Origin of the sequence: Paenibacillus sp. FSL W8-0187 (assembly GCF_037969755.1) — a bacterium.
GTDB lineage: Bacteria > Bacillota > Bacilli > Paenibacillales > Paenibacillaceae > Paenibacillus_AQ.
The window spans coordinates 4,274,812-4,291,165 of the sequence record NZ_CP150206.1; the positions used below are offsets into that span (position 1 = coordinate 4,274,812).

The following is a 16,354-nucleotide window of genomic DNA, read 5'->3' on the forward strand; positions in this document are numbered from 1 at the left end:
ATTTTAATGGTAGGATTCAACCCTGATATTGTCTCATCTAAAATCTCGCATGCCTGCCTCAAACGCCTCAGCGTCTTGATGAATGACTCCATGCAGCGCCTCTTGCAAGGCAAATGTGCTTCTATAAAAATGTACACGCTCCGCAATTCGGTCTCCATTCGGATACATGGCGATGCACTTTTCGAAGAACTCTTGACCGTACCCCGACAGAATTCCCGCTAGATCATAAGCCGGATCTCCAATCCCAGAGCCTCCAAAATCTATAATACCCGTAATTCGGCCTTTCTCCGGACTCCAGAGGATGTTGGACGTGCCAAAATCACCATGAATGCAGGTTGGACGAATGTCATGATTCGCAGGGTTGTTCAGAAACCTGGTGAAGTTGCTTGAGATTTCCTCTTGTGCATCAGGCCTGATATAACGAAACAAATGGTCTTGAATTTGAGTGTACAATCCGGACATCTCTTCGTGGACATTTACGATATTCGTATCGTCAGCAATCCATTCATTGATCTCCACAGCATGAAGTTGAACGAGAAATTCGACCAACTGTTCCGCTACCCTATCCTCGATGTTCGAATTCCGGTGTGGAAGCAGATCTTCTGTCCATAACGGTTGACCTTCGATTAACGGATAGCCCATGAACATTTTGCCCACCTGCATATCGTCAAATGAAACATACATCGGATTCGGTATAGGCAGCGTTACCTTGGTCTTAATCCCATTCAATAACTGTGTTTCTCTGATCATGGCTTTGAGACTTGCTGCGTACTTAGGAAATCTGAAGACAAGCGTTTGATTCACAATCAACACATCGTTGTTCTGACCGATGCTGTCAATCTCAACATCTTGAATATGTAAATGTGGATAAACTTCTTGTATGCGCTGGGTATATGATGGATTCATGTATAAACTCCTTCTACTTGCGAATGTCATTAACCTCTATTTTAATGCTTTTCCTTAACTTGGTAAATCATTACAGAGCAATTTTGCAATTTCGTTGGAATTACTCTTGCATGACAAGCCCAAAGATGACATTATATTCCACGTAAGAAATCTGTCGCGATGAGGAGAGAATCCGGAAATGAAAAATTTAGGGAAAGTGCTGGCTGTAACTCTGCTTACGATCTGTTACATAGGGACGCATAGTGGAGTTGCGCTTGCAGATGAGACTCCGTTCAAGGATGTACCATTGAATCATTGGGGTTACTCTCACATTCAATGGGCCGTGGAGCAAGACGTGGTTGACGGGTATCCGGATGGAACATTCAAGCCGAAACGGACCGTGACACAAAGCGAATTTTTGACGATGCTCATTCGAGCTGCCTACCCGAAGGTTATCCCTGACGACTCCTCAACGACACCATGGGAAGAACCCTATATCACGTATGCCCGGAACTTAGGCTGGAAGGCTGCGTCACCGAAGAAGAAGCTTACGCGCGGATTGGCAGCTCAGTTGTTGGCGAACGCCACCGGCAAAAATTACGATCTAAAGGATTCTATCCAATACATGCTTGACTTGGGCCTTGCACAAGGGATATCAGGAAAAAACATCGAGGGCTATCAAGCAAATCAAGAAATCACACGTGCTGAGGCCGTGACCCTAATCGAGAGGTTCTCCATGAAATACAATAAGCTCCATAACGTATCATCAAGCTTGGAGTTATACTCTCATGCTGATTTATTCCACGAGTATACAAACAGCACCTATCACTTTCGACTCGAGATTCCCAAGAGCTGGGACACGCGCTATGAAGTCCGTGATCAATCCATCTGGAACAGCCATCATCTGAACTTCGTCAATACAATGACTCAAGGCACGCTGTTCACCATCTCCGTCTGGTCCAAGAATGACTGGGCTAAGCAGGAGGAAGAAATCAAGGGACAAATACCAGCTGTACAGCTCGGGGAACGAGGCAATCAGGTGTATGTATTCCACACACCTACTGATGTCCAATACGATCCATCGAATGATAACGCCAAGAACGAGTATCAAGGCATGTTTTTGGACGTACAAAATATCAAAAGTTCGTTCCAAATTTCCGATAAGTAACTTTTCTTAATTTAAAAGCGGCCAGGACAAGTGTCCTAGCCGCTTTTTCCTTCTGATAACTAATGCTATATAACAGTCTTACTAAAATGAGCTATGATCTCGCCTATTCTTTCATTCGTTCTGCCCGAATAATTCTACGGATCGATTGCTCTGTTAAATAATATCGTTCTGACAATGTACGGATGGAGTCGCCATGCATATAACATTTGAAAATGTTCTGATTCCGAATATCCAGATCCTTCTTTACCCCGGTTTGCTCTCCCCAGGACTTCCGATTCTCCGACTTTCTCGGAATATAAATATAACTTCCATCAATATATTGTTGAATGGTTTTGACTATGTGTTCAGGCAAAATATCTAGTGCTTTCTCGTATTTCATTCTCCCTGCTCCTATCTACATAGAATCTTGTAAATAGTGAGCAAAGCCGACACATGAAATATTGCAGCTCTAATTAATGTTGAAGAAGGCTCCGAACAAATTCTCTGCTCGATATTTCCGTGCTGCTTTGCCCGGAGCCTGATTTAACGACTTGAACGGTTGTGCTTCTAATGTGAGCCATCATGATTTTCACCTCGCCAAATTTGGATGATTCAAAGTTCACTCGCTTCTACTCTCTATTCTAACAAATTCAATTTCCTTTGCACCAGGCTCGAATAACAAAATAACGGATAAGCGATCCACATTCCCGTTCGAGTCCGTAAGAAAAGTCGCTTTGGTTTTAATATCAAACTCCGTAACATGGAGTTCAAACTGATTCGCATTTTGATGTGTGAGGGGGAACAGCATTGAATTGAATCCTGCCCGAAGCTCTCCATCTGTATGTTCAACCATCATTTCTCCATACGCTGCATGAACATACGTCCCTGTTAAATCTAATAAGGAACTGGACAATGGAACAATGGGTTCTTTCGCACCTGAAGTTGCCTCACGGTTTGTGGCCGGCTCGTTCGCAACGGTTGCTTCCTTCTTTTGTCCCAACGCTTGCCCACTCCAGTCCTTGACCTCGCCACCGAGCAAAGAATCGAAAATGTAATTGGCTATAAATACAGGAAGCGGAGTACCATTGAGATTCGACAACACCACGACGCCAATCTTCTCCGTAGGAATAAAGGCAACATGTGCGGTGAAGCCGTCAATATTGCCTCCGTGACTCACCATCCGTAAGCCTCGATAAGGTTCGATCAGCCAACCGAGACCGTAGCTGCCCATATTTGTATTATTTTCATTGACCTCGGTCATCTCGCAAACCATATGGGGCGTGTGCAGCGTATCCAGCACTTCGCTAGAAATGAGGCGCTTCCCGTTGTGCATTCCATGATTCATTTGAAACCTTACCCAATTCGCCATATCTTTGATATTGGAATTGATCGATCCCGCCGGGCCAATGGTATCTATATTTCGAAACGGAATGATTTGAGCCTGATCTTCAATTTGCATATAGGGAATCGCATAATCATGTTGGAGCTGCGTCTTGTCTACAGAGAATTGACTGGATGCCATGTTCAGCGGCTCGAATATCCGCTTCTGAACAACGTCTTCCCAAGATGATTGACTCACATGCCCGATAACATATCCCGCCACCATATACATGATATTTTGATACTGCCATTTCGTCCTGAAATCTACATTTGGTTCCAAGTACTGTAGTCGTTCTATGATTTCTTCTCTAGTCAGTGATGCGTTATACCACATGAGCTCATGCCGCGGTAAGCCTGAACGATGGCATAACATATCCCTCAGCGTAATCCGCTCCGTTGCAAAAGCATCAAACATTTTGAAATCAGGAAGATACTCCTTCACAGGTGTATCCAAATCCAAGATTTTTTCATCCGCCAAAATTGCGGCTGCCAGTGCAGTAAAAGCTTTGGTGGACGAACCGATCGCGAACAGCGTCTCACTTGTCACAGGCAGGCTTTGGGCGATATTTCGATACCCGTAACCCTCCGTCATGACGATCTCCTGATCCTTGACCACCGCAACGGACAACCCCGGAACCTTCCATGCCTTCATCTGCTCCTCGATATATGTATGGATGCCCTTTAACGATTCCATTGTCATTAAAATCTCTCCCATATGATCTCCTTTCCTTCAACTATACAATTTATGAAACAAAATATATGGGTCCACAACCTATGCATCATACATCATTCGACACCCCAAGACACATTTCCTTGCTAACCGACACACCACTCTCAAGTGACTAGGTCCTTGTTCCCCTTTTAACCATCAGTCCGGATTGGACTCGCTCGGCATGGTATACTTTTCCCAAAATCCAGTTATAGAAGGAGTCTCCTTTCGTGTTAAAAGAGCGCATTGATTTCTTGTGCAAGAAAAAAGGAATAGCTCGCAAAGAGCTGGTAGAGGGATTAGTGACAACCACCCATTTTGCGAACATCCTTGCCGAGCGTTATCCACTGGCCGAGGACCTTGCCGAGCATCTGGCACAGCGTTTGCAAGTGACCCCCTCCTACTTAGTCAATGCAGCTAATTCCGATAAGGATACACTCGAGACCGCGGAACGCATCTTTGAAGAATTATCCCAATCGGTCTCTCACATCACAGAGGAGCGCATATACGATCTTCCGGATCGACATGACAGTCTTACGGTAGAACTCACAACGGCCTTAATGAAGGCGGTCTATTATCAACAAGTGAACGATGCGGTGTCCCATGAATATCTGCACCAGAATTACCTCAATTTTTATCTGGAAAAATACGGCCGTCCCGATGACGCAGAACTCCCGCTGCCCGCGAAAAAAGCGATGCTGTTCTATAAAATCCAGTTCTATCGATCCAAGAACCGCTATCATGAGGCTTTAAGCCAAGTGAACCGGTTAAGCGAACATGTTCAGATCGGCACCGATTTATGGCTGACCACTCAAAACTTCAAAATGGAGGCCTGTATATTTTTGAAGCAATATGACCAGGCCAAGCAGGTGTTTGAAGGAACGATGAGACAGGTTTATGAAGACCGCTTGTTTCACCGCTTATCCGATCTGTACATCGCGTACAGCGGCTACTGTTATTCCATGGGACTGTATCAGGAGGCGCTGGTTACCCTCTCTATGGCAGAAGCCCATTTGGTCTATGCGGTAAACCAGGGGAACATGGTGTCAACCATCCTGAACAATCGGATTATCATGCTGACGATGCAGGGAGATCATGAAAAAGCGGAAGAAGAAATCAACCGTTTCGAAGGACTACTCGCGCGGGAAGTGGCGGAAGTACGGCAGCAATTCCGTCCAGTCCTATTGATTTACCGGTGTGAATTGACCTTAGCACAAAAGCAATGGGGGCTTTTAACCCAGTATATTCAGGAGCTGAAAGCGATAGAGCTTACAACGGATCAAGAGATGTCGGTTGCCTACTACCAATGTCAGCTAGCCTTGGCACACGGTCATCATGATGAATTTATGGGGCATGCCCTGTCTTGTCTACCATACTACGAATCCAATCATCTTACATTGCGACTTGAATCCTTATATGAAGCATTGGCCGCGGTATCGGAGGAATTAAGGAAATACAAAGAGTCAGCATCTTACTACAAAAAGCTGGTCTATCTGCTTCGAAGTAAATAATTCATGAGCTTAAAAGGTTACAAAAGCATGTTCCACCCGCAAAACTTTTGTTGTTCCCTTCATTTTAATCGCTGTACGACAGGATAAAGAGTGCACAAACCTTTGAATACGGCAAAAGTTTGTGCAGAAGTATCGTGTTGAGTTACTCCTAATGCCGGAAGTTTTGTATCCTTGCCAAACCATTGTCTCCTCAGACCCCCACGGGTAACATGGAATTATAAATAATTCTACTAGTGAGGTGCTAAGCTTATGGGATGGTTTGGAAAAAAGAAAAGTCCGGAGGACGCGCTGGAAAAAGCAGATAAAATGATGAACAAAGGTTTAACCGGCATGATGATGAAAGGTTTTGTTCCGAAAGAGCATCGCAATGCCATCAATCAAAGTTTGGAGCAGGCGAAGCAAGCGCAGATGGCAGCGACCGGAGCCCTGGCATTAACGGCCACCGCTAAAGTACGAACCGTACGGGATACCGGAAAGCTGATCAATTTCGACCCGGTTGTCATCCTGGAATTGGATGTAACCGAGAACGATGGGAGCCAATATACCAAAACGCTGGAGACCCTCGTATCGAAACTACAAATTCCTAGAGCCGGTGATATCATTGGTCTTGCCCAGCATCCGGCCAATTCGTCAGAGCTTGTCTATATGGGACCGATTGGATAAATATAGGCAAAATAAAAAGGACCTCATTCAGGTCCTTTTGTCATGTGCTCATAACTTCCTGCAATTTCTCATTCAACAATTGGAAGGCCTCTTGAATGCTTTCTCTCGGTGTTTTACCGTACCGTTCCCCAATGTGAACTTCCGTAGAACATTGACTTTCCCCTGCTTCGTTCAAATAACTGATCAATCCGATGCCCGTGACACGGAAAACCTCGATAAGAATGAGTTCAAGCTGTTCTTTGTTCAATTCAAAATGGACATGAAACATATTCGATACAGGCACGGCAGGCTTCGTATTCACGCCCTCGCACGAATTAAACAAAGCTGCAAGCTCTTTAGCCTCCTGGTAATATCGGCCCATGTTACCTATTCTTTCGGTGTAATAATAACTTGAACTAATGATATACGGGTAAAGACTGACCAGATCACCGCCATGACGCCTTTTCCATACCTTAGACTTCGCCACGAAATCGGTGCCGCCAGCCAGAATGGCGCCGGCAATCCCACCTATACCTTTATAGAAGGACACATATACACTGTCAAACAGTGCACAGATTTCTGCCGCGGTTTTTTGATAATAAGGGGTGATCTCGAACAATCTTGCCCCGTCCAGATGCAGCTTAATGCCTTGCGAACGGCAATACGCCGATATCGCTTCCAACTCTTCGTATTCGGGCAACTGCCCTCCAATTTCACGCTGCGGCAACTCCAGCAGCAAACATGCAATGTCACGATCCAGGCTCTGCACGTCTTCAAGCGTGATCAAACGCTCTTTATCGGCAAGAAGAATCGGTTCGATATGATGCAGCTCCTTAAGCCCGTCCTCTTCGTGAATCTCCAGATGGCAGAGGGGATGATAGGCCACTCGTTTCAGCTCCGCATCATCACACCAGATCCGCAAAGCAATCTGCTGCGCCATGGTTCCGCTTGGGAAAAAGACAGCTGATTCCTTGCCCAGAACGTCTGCCATGCGCGCCTGAAACTCCTCAATGATGGCCCCTTTGCCGTATGTATCCCCCATCTGCGACCCATCCACATCCCGAAATGCTTCAAGCAGCACCTCGAGATTCCTGCGGCTATGTCCAATCAATGGATAGGCTGTTTCGCCATAAGCTTCACTAATCGATTTACGCTGTTCTCCCATGTCGCATATCACTCCTTCTCTTCAACCGATAATAAGAACAAATCATCACACAAAAAATTTAATTTCCTCACTTATCAAGCATACTAGATAAATGAATAAGTGAGAAATTATTTTCACTTCCACAAAACATTCGGAAAAACTTGACAAAATCAAACGGTAAGATTACATTATATATGAGCATATGCTCATATTATATATAACACAAAATGTTTTATGATCTTTGATTACAATCAACAGATGGATCCGAAGGGAGTTTTCGATTATGCATCATCATAACCACCATCATGGACATGACCACAGCCACCATGATCATGCCCGCTCAGGAAACAAAAAAGGCCTTGCCATTGCCCTCATCATCACAATTGGCATCATGATTCTAGAGTTTGTAGGGGGCTTGCTAACCAACAGTTTAGCTCTGTTATCCGATTCCGGACATATGTTAAGTGATGCCAGCGCATTGCTGCTCAGTCTGGTCGCATTATGGTTTGCTACGAAGCCAGCATCGCCGAATAAAACCTACGGCTTTTACCGTTTTGAAATATTGGCAGCACTATTAAATGGAGTCGCCTTGTTTGTCATCGCCGGTTTTATCGTATGGGAAGCGATTCAGCGCTTTGATAACCCGCCGACCGTCGCCAGCGGAAGCATGATGCTCATTGCGGCCATCGGGCTGTTGGCTAACCTTCTCAGTGCCTGGTTCTTGATGCGGACGGGGGATGTGAAGAACAATGTGAATCTCCGCAGCGCATACCTCCATGTTATCGGTGATGCACTCGGCTCTGTCGGCGCAATCATCGCCGGGATCGTGATGATTGCCTTCGGATGGTACATTGCGGACCCGATCATATCCATCCTGGTGTCGATCTTGATTCTGAAGAGCGCCTGGAGAATCATACAGAATACCGTTCATATTCTGATGGAGGGCGCACCGGAAACGATTAACTCTGAAGAGGTAACGAAGTCCCTCCTGTCTATTCCTGGGATCACCGGCATCCATGATCTTCATATTTGGACGATTACGTCCAATTTCGACTCCTTGAGCTGCCATCTCGTCGCCCAAGATGACGCGAACACTTATGAGATCCTGCAACAAGCGATTGATCTTCTGGACAGTCGATTCCACATCGAACATGCCACGATCCAGATTGAGAATTCCACCATCACCCATCGTGAGCATAAAGTCTAATCTCTTCTCTGCGGTAATCCTTTAGTTCATGAAAAGGGGAAAAAGGGCTGCCGAGGTTTACACTTTTTACAAATTCGGTTGACCTCCATAATGAGAGTATCAAGACATTCTACTGGCGTTACAGCGAAATCTGAATGTCTGATAGGGAGGTTAACATGATCAACGATGTATATACACTGGAAAAGCTGAACGAATACCAGCAAGCAAAATGGGACGAACTTGATCGTCAAGGAAGATTCATTATTCATGACGAGATCGCGTGTGAATCGCAGCATACCTCAACCCATATTCGAATTCTCGATAAACTTCATGGCTTCTTTCGAAAGCGGAGATCCCGAAGAAGCCGTACGAAATCCTTATAAGTAAAAAGAGCAAGCGCGAATAACCGCGCTTGCTCTTTTTATGGGAAGAAATCATTCTCGCCAAATCTGCTTGAAGTCCAGCCATCCCAGATTATTGATGACCACCCCTTTATAAGAAGGATCCAAGCTTGCGTAAAATCTCGTGTGAGTCAAGAATGAAACATGCGCTTCCTCCCGAAGCCTCTCTTCAATATGGGATAAAATACTCAAACGCTCCTCATACCATTCGCTGGCAAGCGCATCATCTATGCATTCTTTCACCCAATGATGCAGCGAAGGATCCATGAACTCTTTAACTACGCTTCCCTTCTGCACGTAGTTCTCGATTAAACATACTTCTTCACCTGGAAGAACAAGGCCGTGCAAGATACAATCCATGCTGTGCATCACGTCCAGTTGGTGCATGGTATCCATCCTCTCCTCTCGGATGATCAATGGAATCCCGATGGAAGCGCATTGATTCTGAACCCATTCGGCGTCTTTAATATGCTTAGCGAGCGTAGCCAACGTAATGGGAGAGCCGTCATAACCCGACTGTTTCAGCAGTGACTTTGCGAGTTCGGGATCATATCGGTCTTTACGATAAGGCGCTTGCTCATCCATGATGAACCCTTTGGCTGGGTAAAGCCGATTGTCACCAAGTTCGCGTATCATCTCCGCACGGTTCAGAATGAGGCTGAATGCCCTGCGAAATTCGATGGACTGATAGGGCCCCGGCTTTTTCATATTCCATGTAATCAACGTCGTGCAGCCTTCGGAGGATTCGATGATATCAACAGCATGCTTCTCACCGTTATGATCGATATGCTCCGGATTCCGCAGCAGCCGCTCCCAACTGACCTCGCAATGCTCCGCATCTTCCGGCATCAAGATAATGTGGATGTTGTCCAAATGCGGCCTCCCATGATAATAATGGGGATTAGCATGAATGGTCAGCCGATCATCGGTCCATTCCTCTACCCGAAAGGGGCCCGTTCCAACAGGTTGCTTCCAGAACTGTTCTTCATGGACGCTTACCAAATGTTTAGGCACGATGGACATGCAAATGGAGCTAAGAAACCGAATGAAAATTCGATTCGGCTTGTTTAGAATAAAACGAACCTCTCGGGGGGACACCACCTCTACCCGCTGCAGTTCACGCACGATCCAAGCATTTCGTTTATCCCGTCCCAGGCGTTCCACCGTGAATTTCACGTCCTCCGCCGACAATTCTTTACCGTCATGGAACCGTATTCCTTTACGCAGATGAAAGGTCCAGATCGTTCCATCCTCATTGCTCTTCCAATAATGCGCGATAACGGGGAGGTATTGATCATTTGCATTATCGTATATCACCAACCGGTCAAATATCTGCTGGATCATGTGAGCTTGAAAACTGTAGTAGCATTCGGCGGGATCCAACGTTTCAATCAGGCGGTAAACCGGAAGCCGCAGAGAATCCATTGCTTCTTCTTCCCCTTCGTTCATCTCCTTGCTAAAGCCAAAATGCCCGTTCATCCATTCCACATAAGAATCATTGGTGTGCATACCCTGACCATAGGTACGCAGCAGTTCGAAGGCTTGCTTATATTCCCCTCTTATCGCGAGCTGCTGCGCTGCCTCCTGTAGCAGATTTGCTTGATCGGCGAGAAAGGTAAGCTTGGAACGGATTCCGCGCCCACGTCCCGCCTTCCATATAATCCAACCCTTCTCTTCCAGTTTGCGTATAACGAGCTTGGCATTCCGCGTTGTGCAATACAGCGTATCGGCAATCTGCTCAAGCGTCACTTCCGTAGCTGTACTCGCTGGAGCGTTAACAGCAAGCTTCTGGTGCAGCATGAAGAATTGTTCGTGCAGCATTGCAATCCGCTCCCCCTGGTAAAATCTATACGCTTTATTCTACTTGGAGATCGTTTCGAGCGCGAGTACCTTTTCGGTAGAAAACCATTATATTCGAAAAATAACAAAGGCATTCATCCTTCACAGGATTGAATGATAAGCTCTACCGCTTCCTTCAGAATCAGTGTAAGCTCCTTGCCCTCGGTCATTTTCTTCAGTCGGACCATGCCCGAAGCCGCTTCATCTTCGCCAATCAGGATGGCATAAGGGATGCTTTCAGCTGAAACGGATGCTAATGTTTTTTTCAATTTGCGTCGGTTGTCCGCCAATCGAGTATGAATCCCGCGATTCCGGAGTGCCGCTGCTGCCGTCAACCCTTCCGGAACGGTTTCTCCTATCGGGATAACCATAACGAGCGGCTTGTTCGTTTCAATCGGACGGTTCCGGATCATCTCCATGATGGATTCCATGCCAAACGAAAGACCCACCGTAGGATATGCAATATCCTCGCGTCCAACGAGCTGCCCGATAATCGCATCATATCTGCCGCCTCCGCCCAAGCTTGAACGGAAATCGTGCGATGCATCAAAAATTTCGTATACGGTTCCCGTGTAGAATGACAAGCCTCTTGATAGAAACGGATCAAATATGCAGATGTCTTGCAACCCGACGCGCTGCAGCATATTTTGCAGGATCTGTACTTCCCGTGCGCCACGCTCGTTGTCCAAGTTGTATTTGCTTGTTATCTGCTCAAATGTCGGCTCCTTGAGATCAACAAAATCCAGAATTTGACGACAAATCTCCGGTTCGAGTACCTTGCCCGCAAGTTCTTGCCGAACCCCCTCTTTGCCAATCTTATCGAGCTTATCCAGGGTCAGCATGACGGATGGTTTCATCTCTTCCGGTACGCCCATAGCGCCAAGAACTTCACCCAGAAAGCTTCGATTGTTCCACCGGAGAATGATTGGAATGTCAAGTCTCCGAAACACTTCGGCTGCAAGCTGCATTAGCTCAACTTCCGCTTCTGGTCCCGAGATCCCTACCACATCAACGTCACACTGCAGAAACTCCCGCAATCTGCCGCGTTTCACGGGACCATCCCGGAATACCTTCCCCATCTCATAACGCTTGAATGGCTGGCTGATGGCGGGATTCAGCGCGATCACCTTAGCGAATGGAATCGTCAGATCGTACCGGAGACCCAGACGTCGCGTGCCTTGATCCGTCAGCTGGTACATTTCCTTCAGAATTTCTTCCCCTCCTGCGTATTTGGAAGACAACAGGTCCGCTTCATTCAGAATGGTTGTCTCCATTTCAGCATAGTCATAGCATTCAAACACTTCACGCAGCGTCGATTGCACCTTTCTTCGGACCGCCTGCTCTTGGCCAAAATAATCATACGTTCCTTTTATATTCTGCATCGCTAACTCATCCTTTCTTTCTAATGAAAATAAAAAACGCGCCGGACCTCATGGTCCCGCGCGCTTGATATGCGGCAGGGAGGCCAACGCGAACAGCGTTAGCCCACCCTGTAGAATGACAGGCGTGCTAACGCTGCTTGTGATGATGAAGTTGATTGAATTTAATGTTTATCATATTAGTATCCCCTTCACCTTTTTTAGCCAGTGATTAAGGGGGATTATAGCGCAATCCATTTATTAATTCAAGGGCAATCCATTCTTAGATGGTGCGCGACCAATGGCGATGCGCCGCGATCGCCTCAATGAAGGCTTCGCCAAACGGCTTCAGATCCACATTCTCCTGAGCAACAACGATCCCTTCGCCGCTGGATGAAGGAAGTAAATTTGCCCCTTCGGCGATGGCTGCGATCGGTTTGAAATGCTGATACGCTTCCTTGACGAAATCCAGCACCTTCTGCTCCGCCAGGAGCTCCGATACACTTAACGCGCCGCCTGCGACAAGCACCGCATCGAACAAGACTGAATCCGCCCCCAGCAGCGAATGGTTCACTTCCAATTCCGCGCCGGCCTTGCCTTGAATTACACCCAGCTTCGCGCTAACCACTTCGGTGATGATGCCGGCTTGCTGCAGCTGCGTAAGCACAAACGGCAGTTCATCCGTGAATCCGTTGCCTGCCAGTACCGCCACTTTACGGGTTAACGGGAGCTGCACGGTATTCATCATGCTCAGTGCCGGAGAAGACTCGCTGGAAGCGGAGCCACTGGTTTGCGGAGGCATGGTTCCAATCCCCTCCGAAATTCGGGTGGCAAGTTCGCTATCAACGTTGGCGAACAGGTCGACGACCTGCTGGCGAATTTCCTTTCGCTGCACTTTACCAAGCTCGAACTGGAATGCGGCTACGATATGCTGCTTCTCGACCTCAGACATGCTGTTCCAGAACAGGGCTGCTTGGCTGAAATGATCCTTAAAGCTGTCACTGCGTGCCTGCACCTTACGTCCTTCCACCTTCTCGGTGTAATGCTCGTAACCGCCGCGCTCCACTGGAACTGGCTTCGGTGTGTTACCGGCAATGCCGTTCTTGTGGTAGCTGACTGGTCCCTTATTAATGGTCATACGGTGCATCCCGTCACGCTGATTGTTATGAACCGGTGCAATCGGGCGGTTGATCGGAATTTCGTGGAAATTGGGTCCACCAAGCCGTGAAAGCTGGGTATCGGTATAAGAGAACAAGCGGCCTTGCAGAAGCGGATCATTGGTAAAATCGATTCCGGGTACGACATGTCCGGGATGGAATGCAACCTGTTCCGTCTCCGCAAAAAAATTATCCGTATTGCGATTGAGCGTCATCTTACCGATGATTTTGACGGGAATGAGTTCTTCGGGCCAAATCTTGGTCGGATCAAGGATGTCAAAACCAAAACTGAATTCCTCATCCTCCCGAATCATTTGAACACCAAACTCAAATTCCGGATAATTCCCTGATTCGATCGCATCCCACAGATCGCGGCGGTTAAAGTCAGGATCCTTGCCTGCCAGCTTCTGCGTTTCATCCCATACGAGGGAATGCGTGCCGAGCACGGGCTTCCAGTGAAATTTCACGAAATGCGCTTGTCCTTCTTCGTTCACGAAACGGAAGGTATGGACGCCGAAGCCCTCCATCATTCGGAAGCTTCGCGGAAGCGAGCGGTCGGACATCGCCCACATAATCATGTGCGCGCTTTCCGAATTGTTTGCGACAAAATCCCAGAACGTATCATGGGCGGATTGCGCCTGCGGAATCTCGTTATGAGGCTCAGGTTTAACAGCGTGAATAAAATCAGGAAACTTCATGGCATCCTGTATGAAAAAAACCGGCATATTGTTGCCAACCAGATCATAATTCCCTTCTTCCGTATAAAACTTGGTTGCGAAACCGCGTACGTCCCTGACAGTGTCCGCTGATCCCCTGGAGCCCGCAACCGTGGAGAATCGGACAAACACCGGGGTGACGACGGAAGGGTCCTGCAGAAATTTGGCTTTTGTATAATCTTTCATGGATTCATATAGCTGAAAATAACCGTGAGCCCCAAAACCGCGGGCATGCACAATCCGTTCCGGAATCCGCTCATGGTCGAAATGCGTCATCTTCTCTCTGAAATGGAAGTCCTCCATCAAGGTCGGACCGCGCTCTCCCGCTTTAAGCGAATGTTCATCCTCAGAGACCTTAAGTCCCTGATTGGTTGTCAGTTCCTTAGCGTCATTGTCTACCGTGAATTGTTCCAGCTGTTGGTCCTTGCTCGTCTTGTTGTAACTGCTGTTAGCATTCGAATTGGCGTTTGAATTGTCCATTTGTCGGAACCTCCTGGTATGTAGGTAGTAGATGAGTGTCTGACGAAGTTGCACTTGGTAATAGATCCGCTTGCGAACCCGAAATGTAATTACCCTGCAAAATGGAATACGAATCCAGCTTCAAACTTCCTTCATGAAAAGCTCATCTAACCGTTCGATTGGGTTTCGCGCCTGCATCTCCTGTCTCCAGCAAAAAACAGCCCCCTCCTAGAGGTGGGCTGCTCTGATTGTAATTCAATGATTGTCCAAACATATGCTGCGATTTTGCACATAACACACCCGCTCCGATATCTCGATGAGACGACGGACCCCTTCTTCCAGCTGAATCTCGCTGATATACGAATAACTCAGCCTGATCCACGAGTCCATCTGATCCAGCGGGTCGCAGATACGCCCCGGCACAAACGCTACCGATTCCGCCAGGCATTGCTGCAGCAACGCATCCACGTTGACGTTTTCCGGCAGCTGTATCCACAAATTCAAACCGCCGCCGGGGCTGTTCCATCGCCATTCTGTAGGCTCAAGCAGCTTCTCCATCCTCTCTTTACGAAGCTCCAGCGCAATCCGCAGCTTGGCCACATGCTCCTGAAGTCTGCTCGAGAAGAAATAGTGCTGGAAAATCTTTTGCGTCAGCAGCGGCGTCCCGTTGTCCGACAACGCCTTGATCGGAAGGATGACATTCATCAGTTCCGGACGGGCAGCCAGCACCGATATCCGCAAGCCGGGGGCCACATATTTGCTGAAGCTTCGAATGTGAATGACATAACCTTCGGTGTCGTAGTAAAAAAAAGGCAGCGGCGGCGGATCTCCAAAATAAATGTCGTGATACACCTCATCCTCCACCAGAATGCACTGATATCGCTCCGCCAGTTCCACCAGCGCCTTGCGCTGTGTGATCGGCACCGTATATCCCGTCGGATTCTGAAACGTTGGGTTCATATAGAACAGCTTCGGTTTCTCCGCTCGCATAAGACCTTCAATTCGTTCAAGGTCGTACCCTTCCGGTGTAATCTCAATTGGAAGCAGTTTGACATTTTGCTGCACAAAAACATCGATCGCCGGACTATACGTCGGCCGTTCGATCAATACACAGTCTCCGCTTTTGACGAGCGAACGCGAGATCAGGTCGATCGCTTGCTGGGATCCCGTTGTAATGAGCAGCTCTTCCGGATGGACCGTTATGCCTTGTTTGTCCATAAAATAGCGAGCCATCTCCTCGCGCAGCTCCAAATCTCCGGATACGGAAGAATACGTGCTTAATACTTTCGGATACATGTCAAACACTTGTTTCACGTGATTGGACAAGAATGCATTTGGCAGCAGCCCAGGATCAATCAGCGCTTCCGACATCTGGTATTCGACCTGATGCCTGTGAATGTCGGACAAGCGGCTGCGATTGACATACACCGATTTGGCCTGATATGCCCATCGCGGGCTGGTTGTAAGGGATTCCGGTAATGTGTCTTCCGTCTTACCCGCTACGAAGTACCCTGATTTATATTTTACTTCCACGATCCCTTCCTCAAGCAGCAGCTGATAAGCCTTCAGCACCGTTAATCGGTGAACGTTCAAACGCTCCGCCATCGCCCTCACGGATGGGATTTTGTCAGTCTCCTTCCACTCTCCCCGAGCTATTCCTTCCAGTATCGTGTCATAGACCGACTGCTGTAATGTTCGCTTACCATGATTCTTGTCGTCCAGCGTTGATAATTCCATCTGCTCCTCCCCAATCCACATAAATCATATCTGTTCTACCTATCGCCAATCTGTTCTATTAACTACCTATTATAGTATAGAAA

13 protein-coding genes are annotated in these 16,354 nt (G+C 47.4%); 5 read left to right on the forward strand and 8 right to left on the reverse strand.

From position 1 onward, the window contains the following. Positions 1 to 33: 33 nt before the first annotated feature. The gene (locus MKY48_RS19045) at positions 34 to 906 is read right to left on the reverse strand and encodes an aminoglycoside phosphotransferase family protein (protein ID WP_339265485.1); all 873 of its coding nucleotides are present in this window, start codon (positions 904 to 906) and stop codon (positions 34 to 36) included. A gap of 178 nt (positions 907 to 1,084) precedes the next feature. Between MKY48_RS19045 and MKY48_RS19050 the strand changes: the two genes are divergently transcribed. Next, on the forward strand, positions 1,085 to 2,053 hold the full coding sequence (locus MKY48_RS19050; RefSeq protein ID WP_339265487.1) for an S-layer homology domain-containing protein: 969 nt from the start codon (positions 1,085 to 1,087) through the stop codon (positions 2,051 to 2,053). A gap of 103 nt (positions 2,054 to 2,156) precedes the next feature. Here the strand turns inward: MKY48_RS19050 and MKY48_RS19055 are convergent, their stop codons facing one another. Further along, positions 2,157 to 2,432, reverse strand: coding sequence for a CD3324 family protein (locus MKY48_RS19055; RefSeq protein ID WP_076321710.1), 276 nt, complete (start codon positions 2,430 to 2,432; stop codon positions 2,157 to 2,159). 219 nt (positions 2,433 to 2,651) lie between these two features. Then, on the reverse strand, positions 2,652 to 4,112 hold the full coding sequence (locus MKY48_RS19060; RefSeq protein ID WP_339290364.1) for a serine hydrolase: 1,461 nt from the start codon (positions 4,110 to 4,112) through the stop codon (positions 2,652 to 2,654). A 239-nt stretch (positions 4,113 to 4,351) separates the two neighbouring features. Between MKY48_RS19060 and MKY48_RS19065 the strand changes: the two genes are divergently transcribed. Beyond that, positions 4,352 to 5,632 (forward strand): XRE family transcriptional regulator, encoded by a 1,281-nt coding sequence (locus MKY48_RS19065; RefSeq protein ID WP_339265491.1) that lies wholly within the window; start codon positions 4,352 to 4,354, stop codon positions 5,630 to 5,632. A gap of 249 nt (positions 5,633 to 5,881) precedes the next feature. After that, positions 5,882 to 6,295: a hypothetical protein gene (locus MKY48_RS19070; protein ID WP_339265493.1), complete on the forward strand. Its 414-nt coding sequence runs from the start codon at positions 5,882 to 5,884 to the stop codon at positions 6,293 to 6,295. 40 nt (positions 6,296 to 6,335) lie between these two features. On the opposite strand, the gene MKY48_RS19075 is transcribed toward MKY48_RS19070, so the two are convergent. Further along, positions 6,336 to 7,439 carry a beta-eliminating lyase-related protein gene (locus MKY48_RS19075; RefSeq protein WP_339265495.1) on the reverse strand — a complete coding sequence of 368 codons (1,104 nt, stop codon included), beginning with the start codon at positions 7,437 to 7,439 and terminating at the stop codon, positions 6,336 to 6,338. A gap of 262 nt (positions 7,440 to 7,701) precedes the next feature. On the opposite strand from MKY48_RS19075, the gene MKY48_RS19080 reads away from it, so the two are divergent. Both MKY48_RS19080 and MKY48_RS19085 read left to right on the forward strand, forming a co-directional pair. Further along, complete coding sequence (locus MKY48_RS19080; protein ID WP_339265497.1) at positions 7,702 to 8,625, forward strand: cation diffusion facilitator family transporter; 924 nt, start codon at positions 7,702 to 7,704, stop codon at positions 8,623 to 8,625. A gap of 155 nt (positions 8,626 to 8,780) precedes the next feature. After that, on the forward strand, positions 8,781 to 8,987 hold the full coding sequence (locus MKY48_RS19085; protein WP_076321717.1) for a hypothetical protein: 207 nt from the start codon (positions 8,781 to 8,783) through the stop codon (positions 8,985 to 8,987). A 51-nt stretch (positions 8,988 to 9,038) separates the two neighbouring features. Here MKY48_RS19085 and MKY48_RS19090 read toward each other — a convergent pair whose 3' ends face one another. The 4 genes from MKY48_RS19090 to MKY48_RS19105 all read right to left on the reverse strand — a co-directional run bounded on the left by MKY48_RS19090 (position 9,039) and on the right by MKY48_RS19105 (position 16,271). Then, on the reverse strand, positions 9,039 to 10,826 hold the full coding sequence (locus MKY48_RS19090; protein WP_339265499.1) for an ABC transporter substrate-binding protein: 1,788 nt from the start codon (positions 10,824 to 10,826) through the stop codon (positions 9,039 to 9,041). A 113-nt stretch (positions 10,827 to 10,939) separates the two neighbouring features. Continuing rightward, on the reverse strand, positions 10,940 to 12,226 hold the full coding sequence (locus MKY48_RS19095) for a histidine--tRNA ligase (protein ID WP_339290366.1): 1,287 nt from the start codon (positions 12,224 to 12,226) through the stop codon (positions 10,940 to 10,942). Between the two features lie 259 nt (positions 12,227 to 12,485). Then, the gene (locus MKY48_RS19100; RefSeq protein WP_339265502.1) at positions 12,486 to 14,555 is read right to left on the reverse strand and encodes a catalase; all 2,070 of its coding nucleotides are present in this window, start codon (positions 14,553 to 14,555) and stop codon (positions 12,486 to 12,488) included. Between the two features lie 234 nt (positions 14,556 to 14,789). Continuing rightward, on the reverse strand, positions 14,790 to 16,271 hold the full coding sequence (locus MKY48_RS19105) for a PLP-dependent aminotransferase family protein (protein ID WP_339265504.1): 1,482 nt from the start codon (positions 16,269 to 16,271) through the stop codon (positions 14,790 to 14,792). Between the last annotated feature and the right edge of the window lie 83 nt (positions 16,272 to 16,354).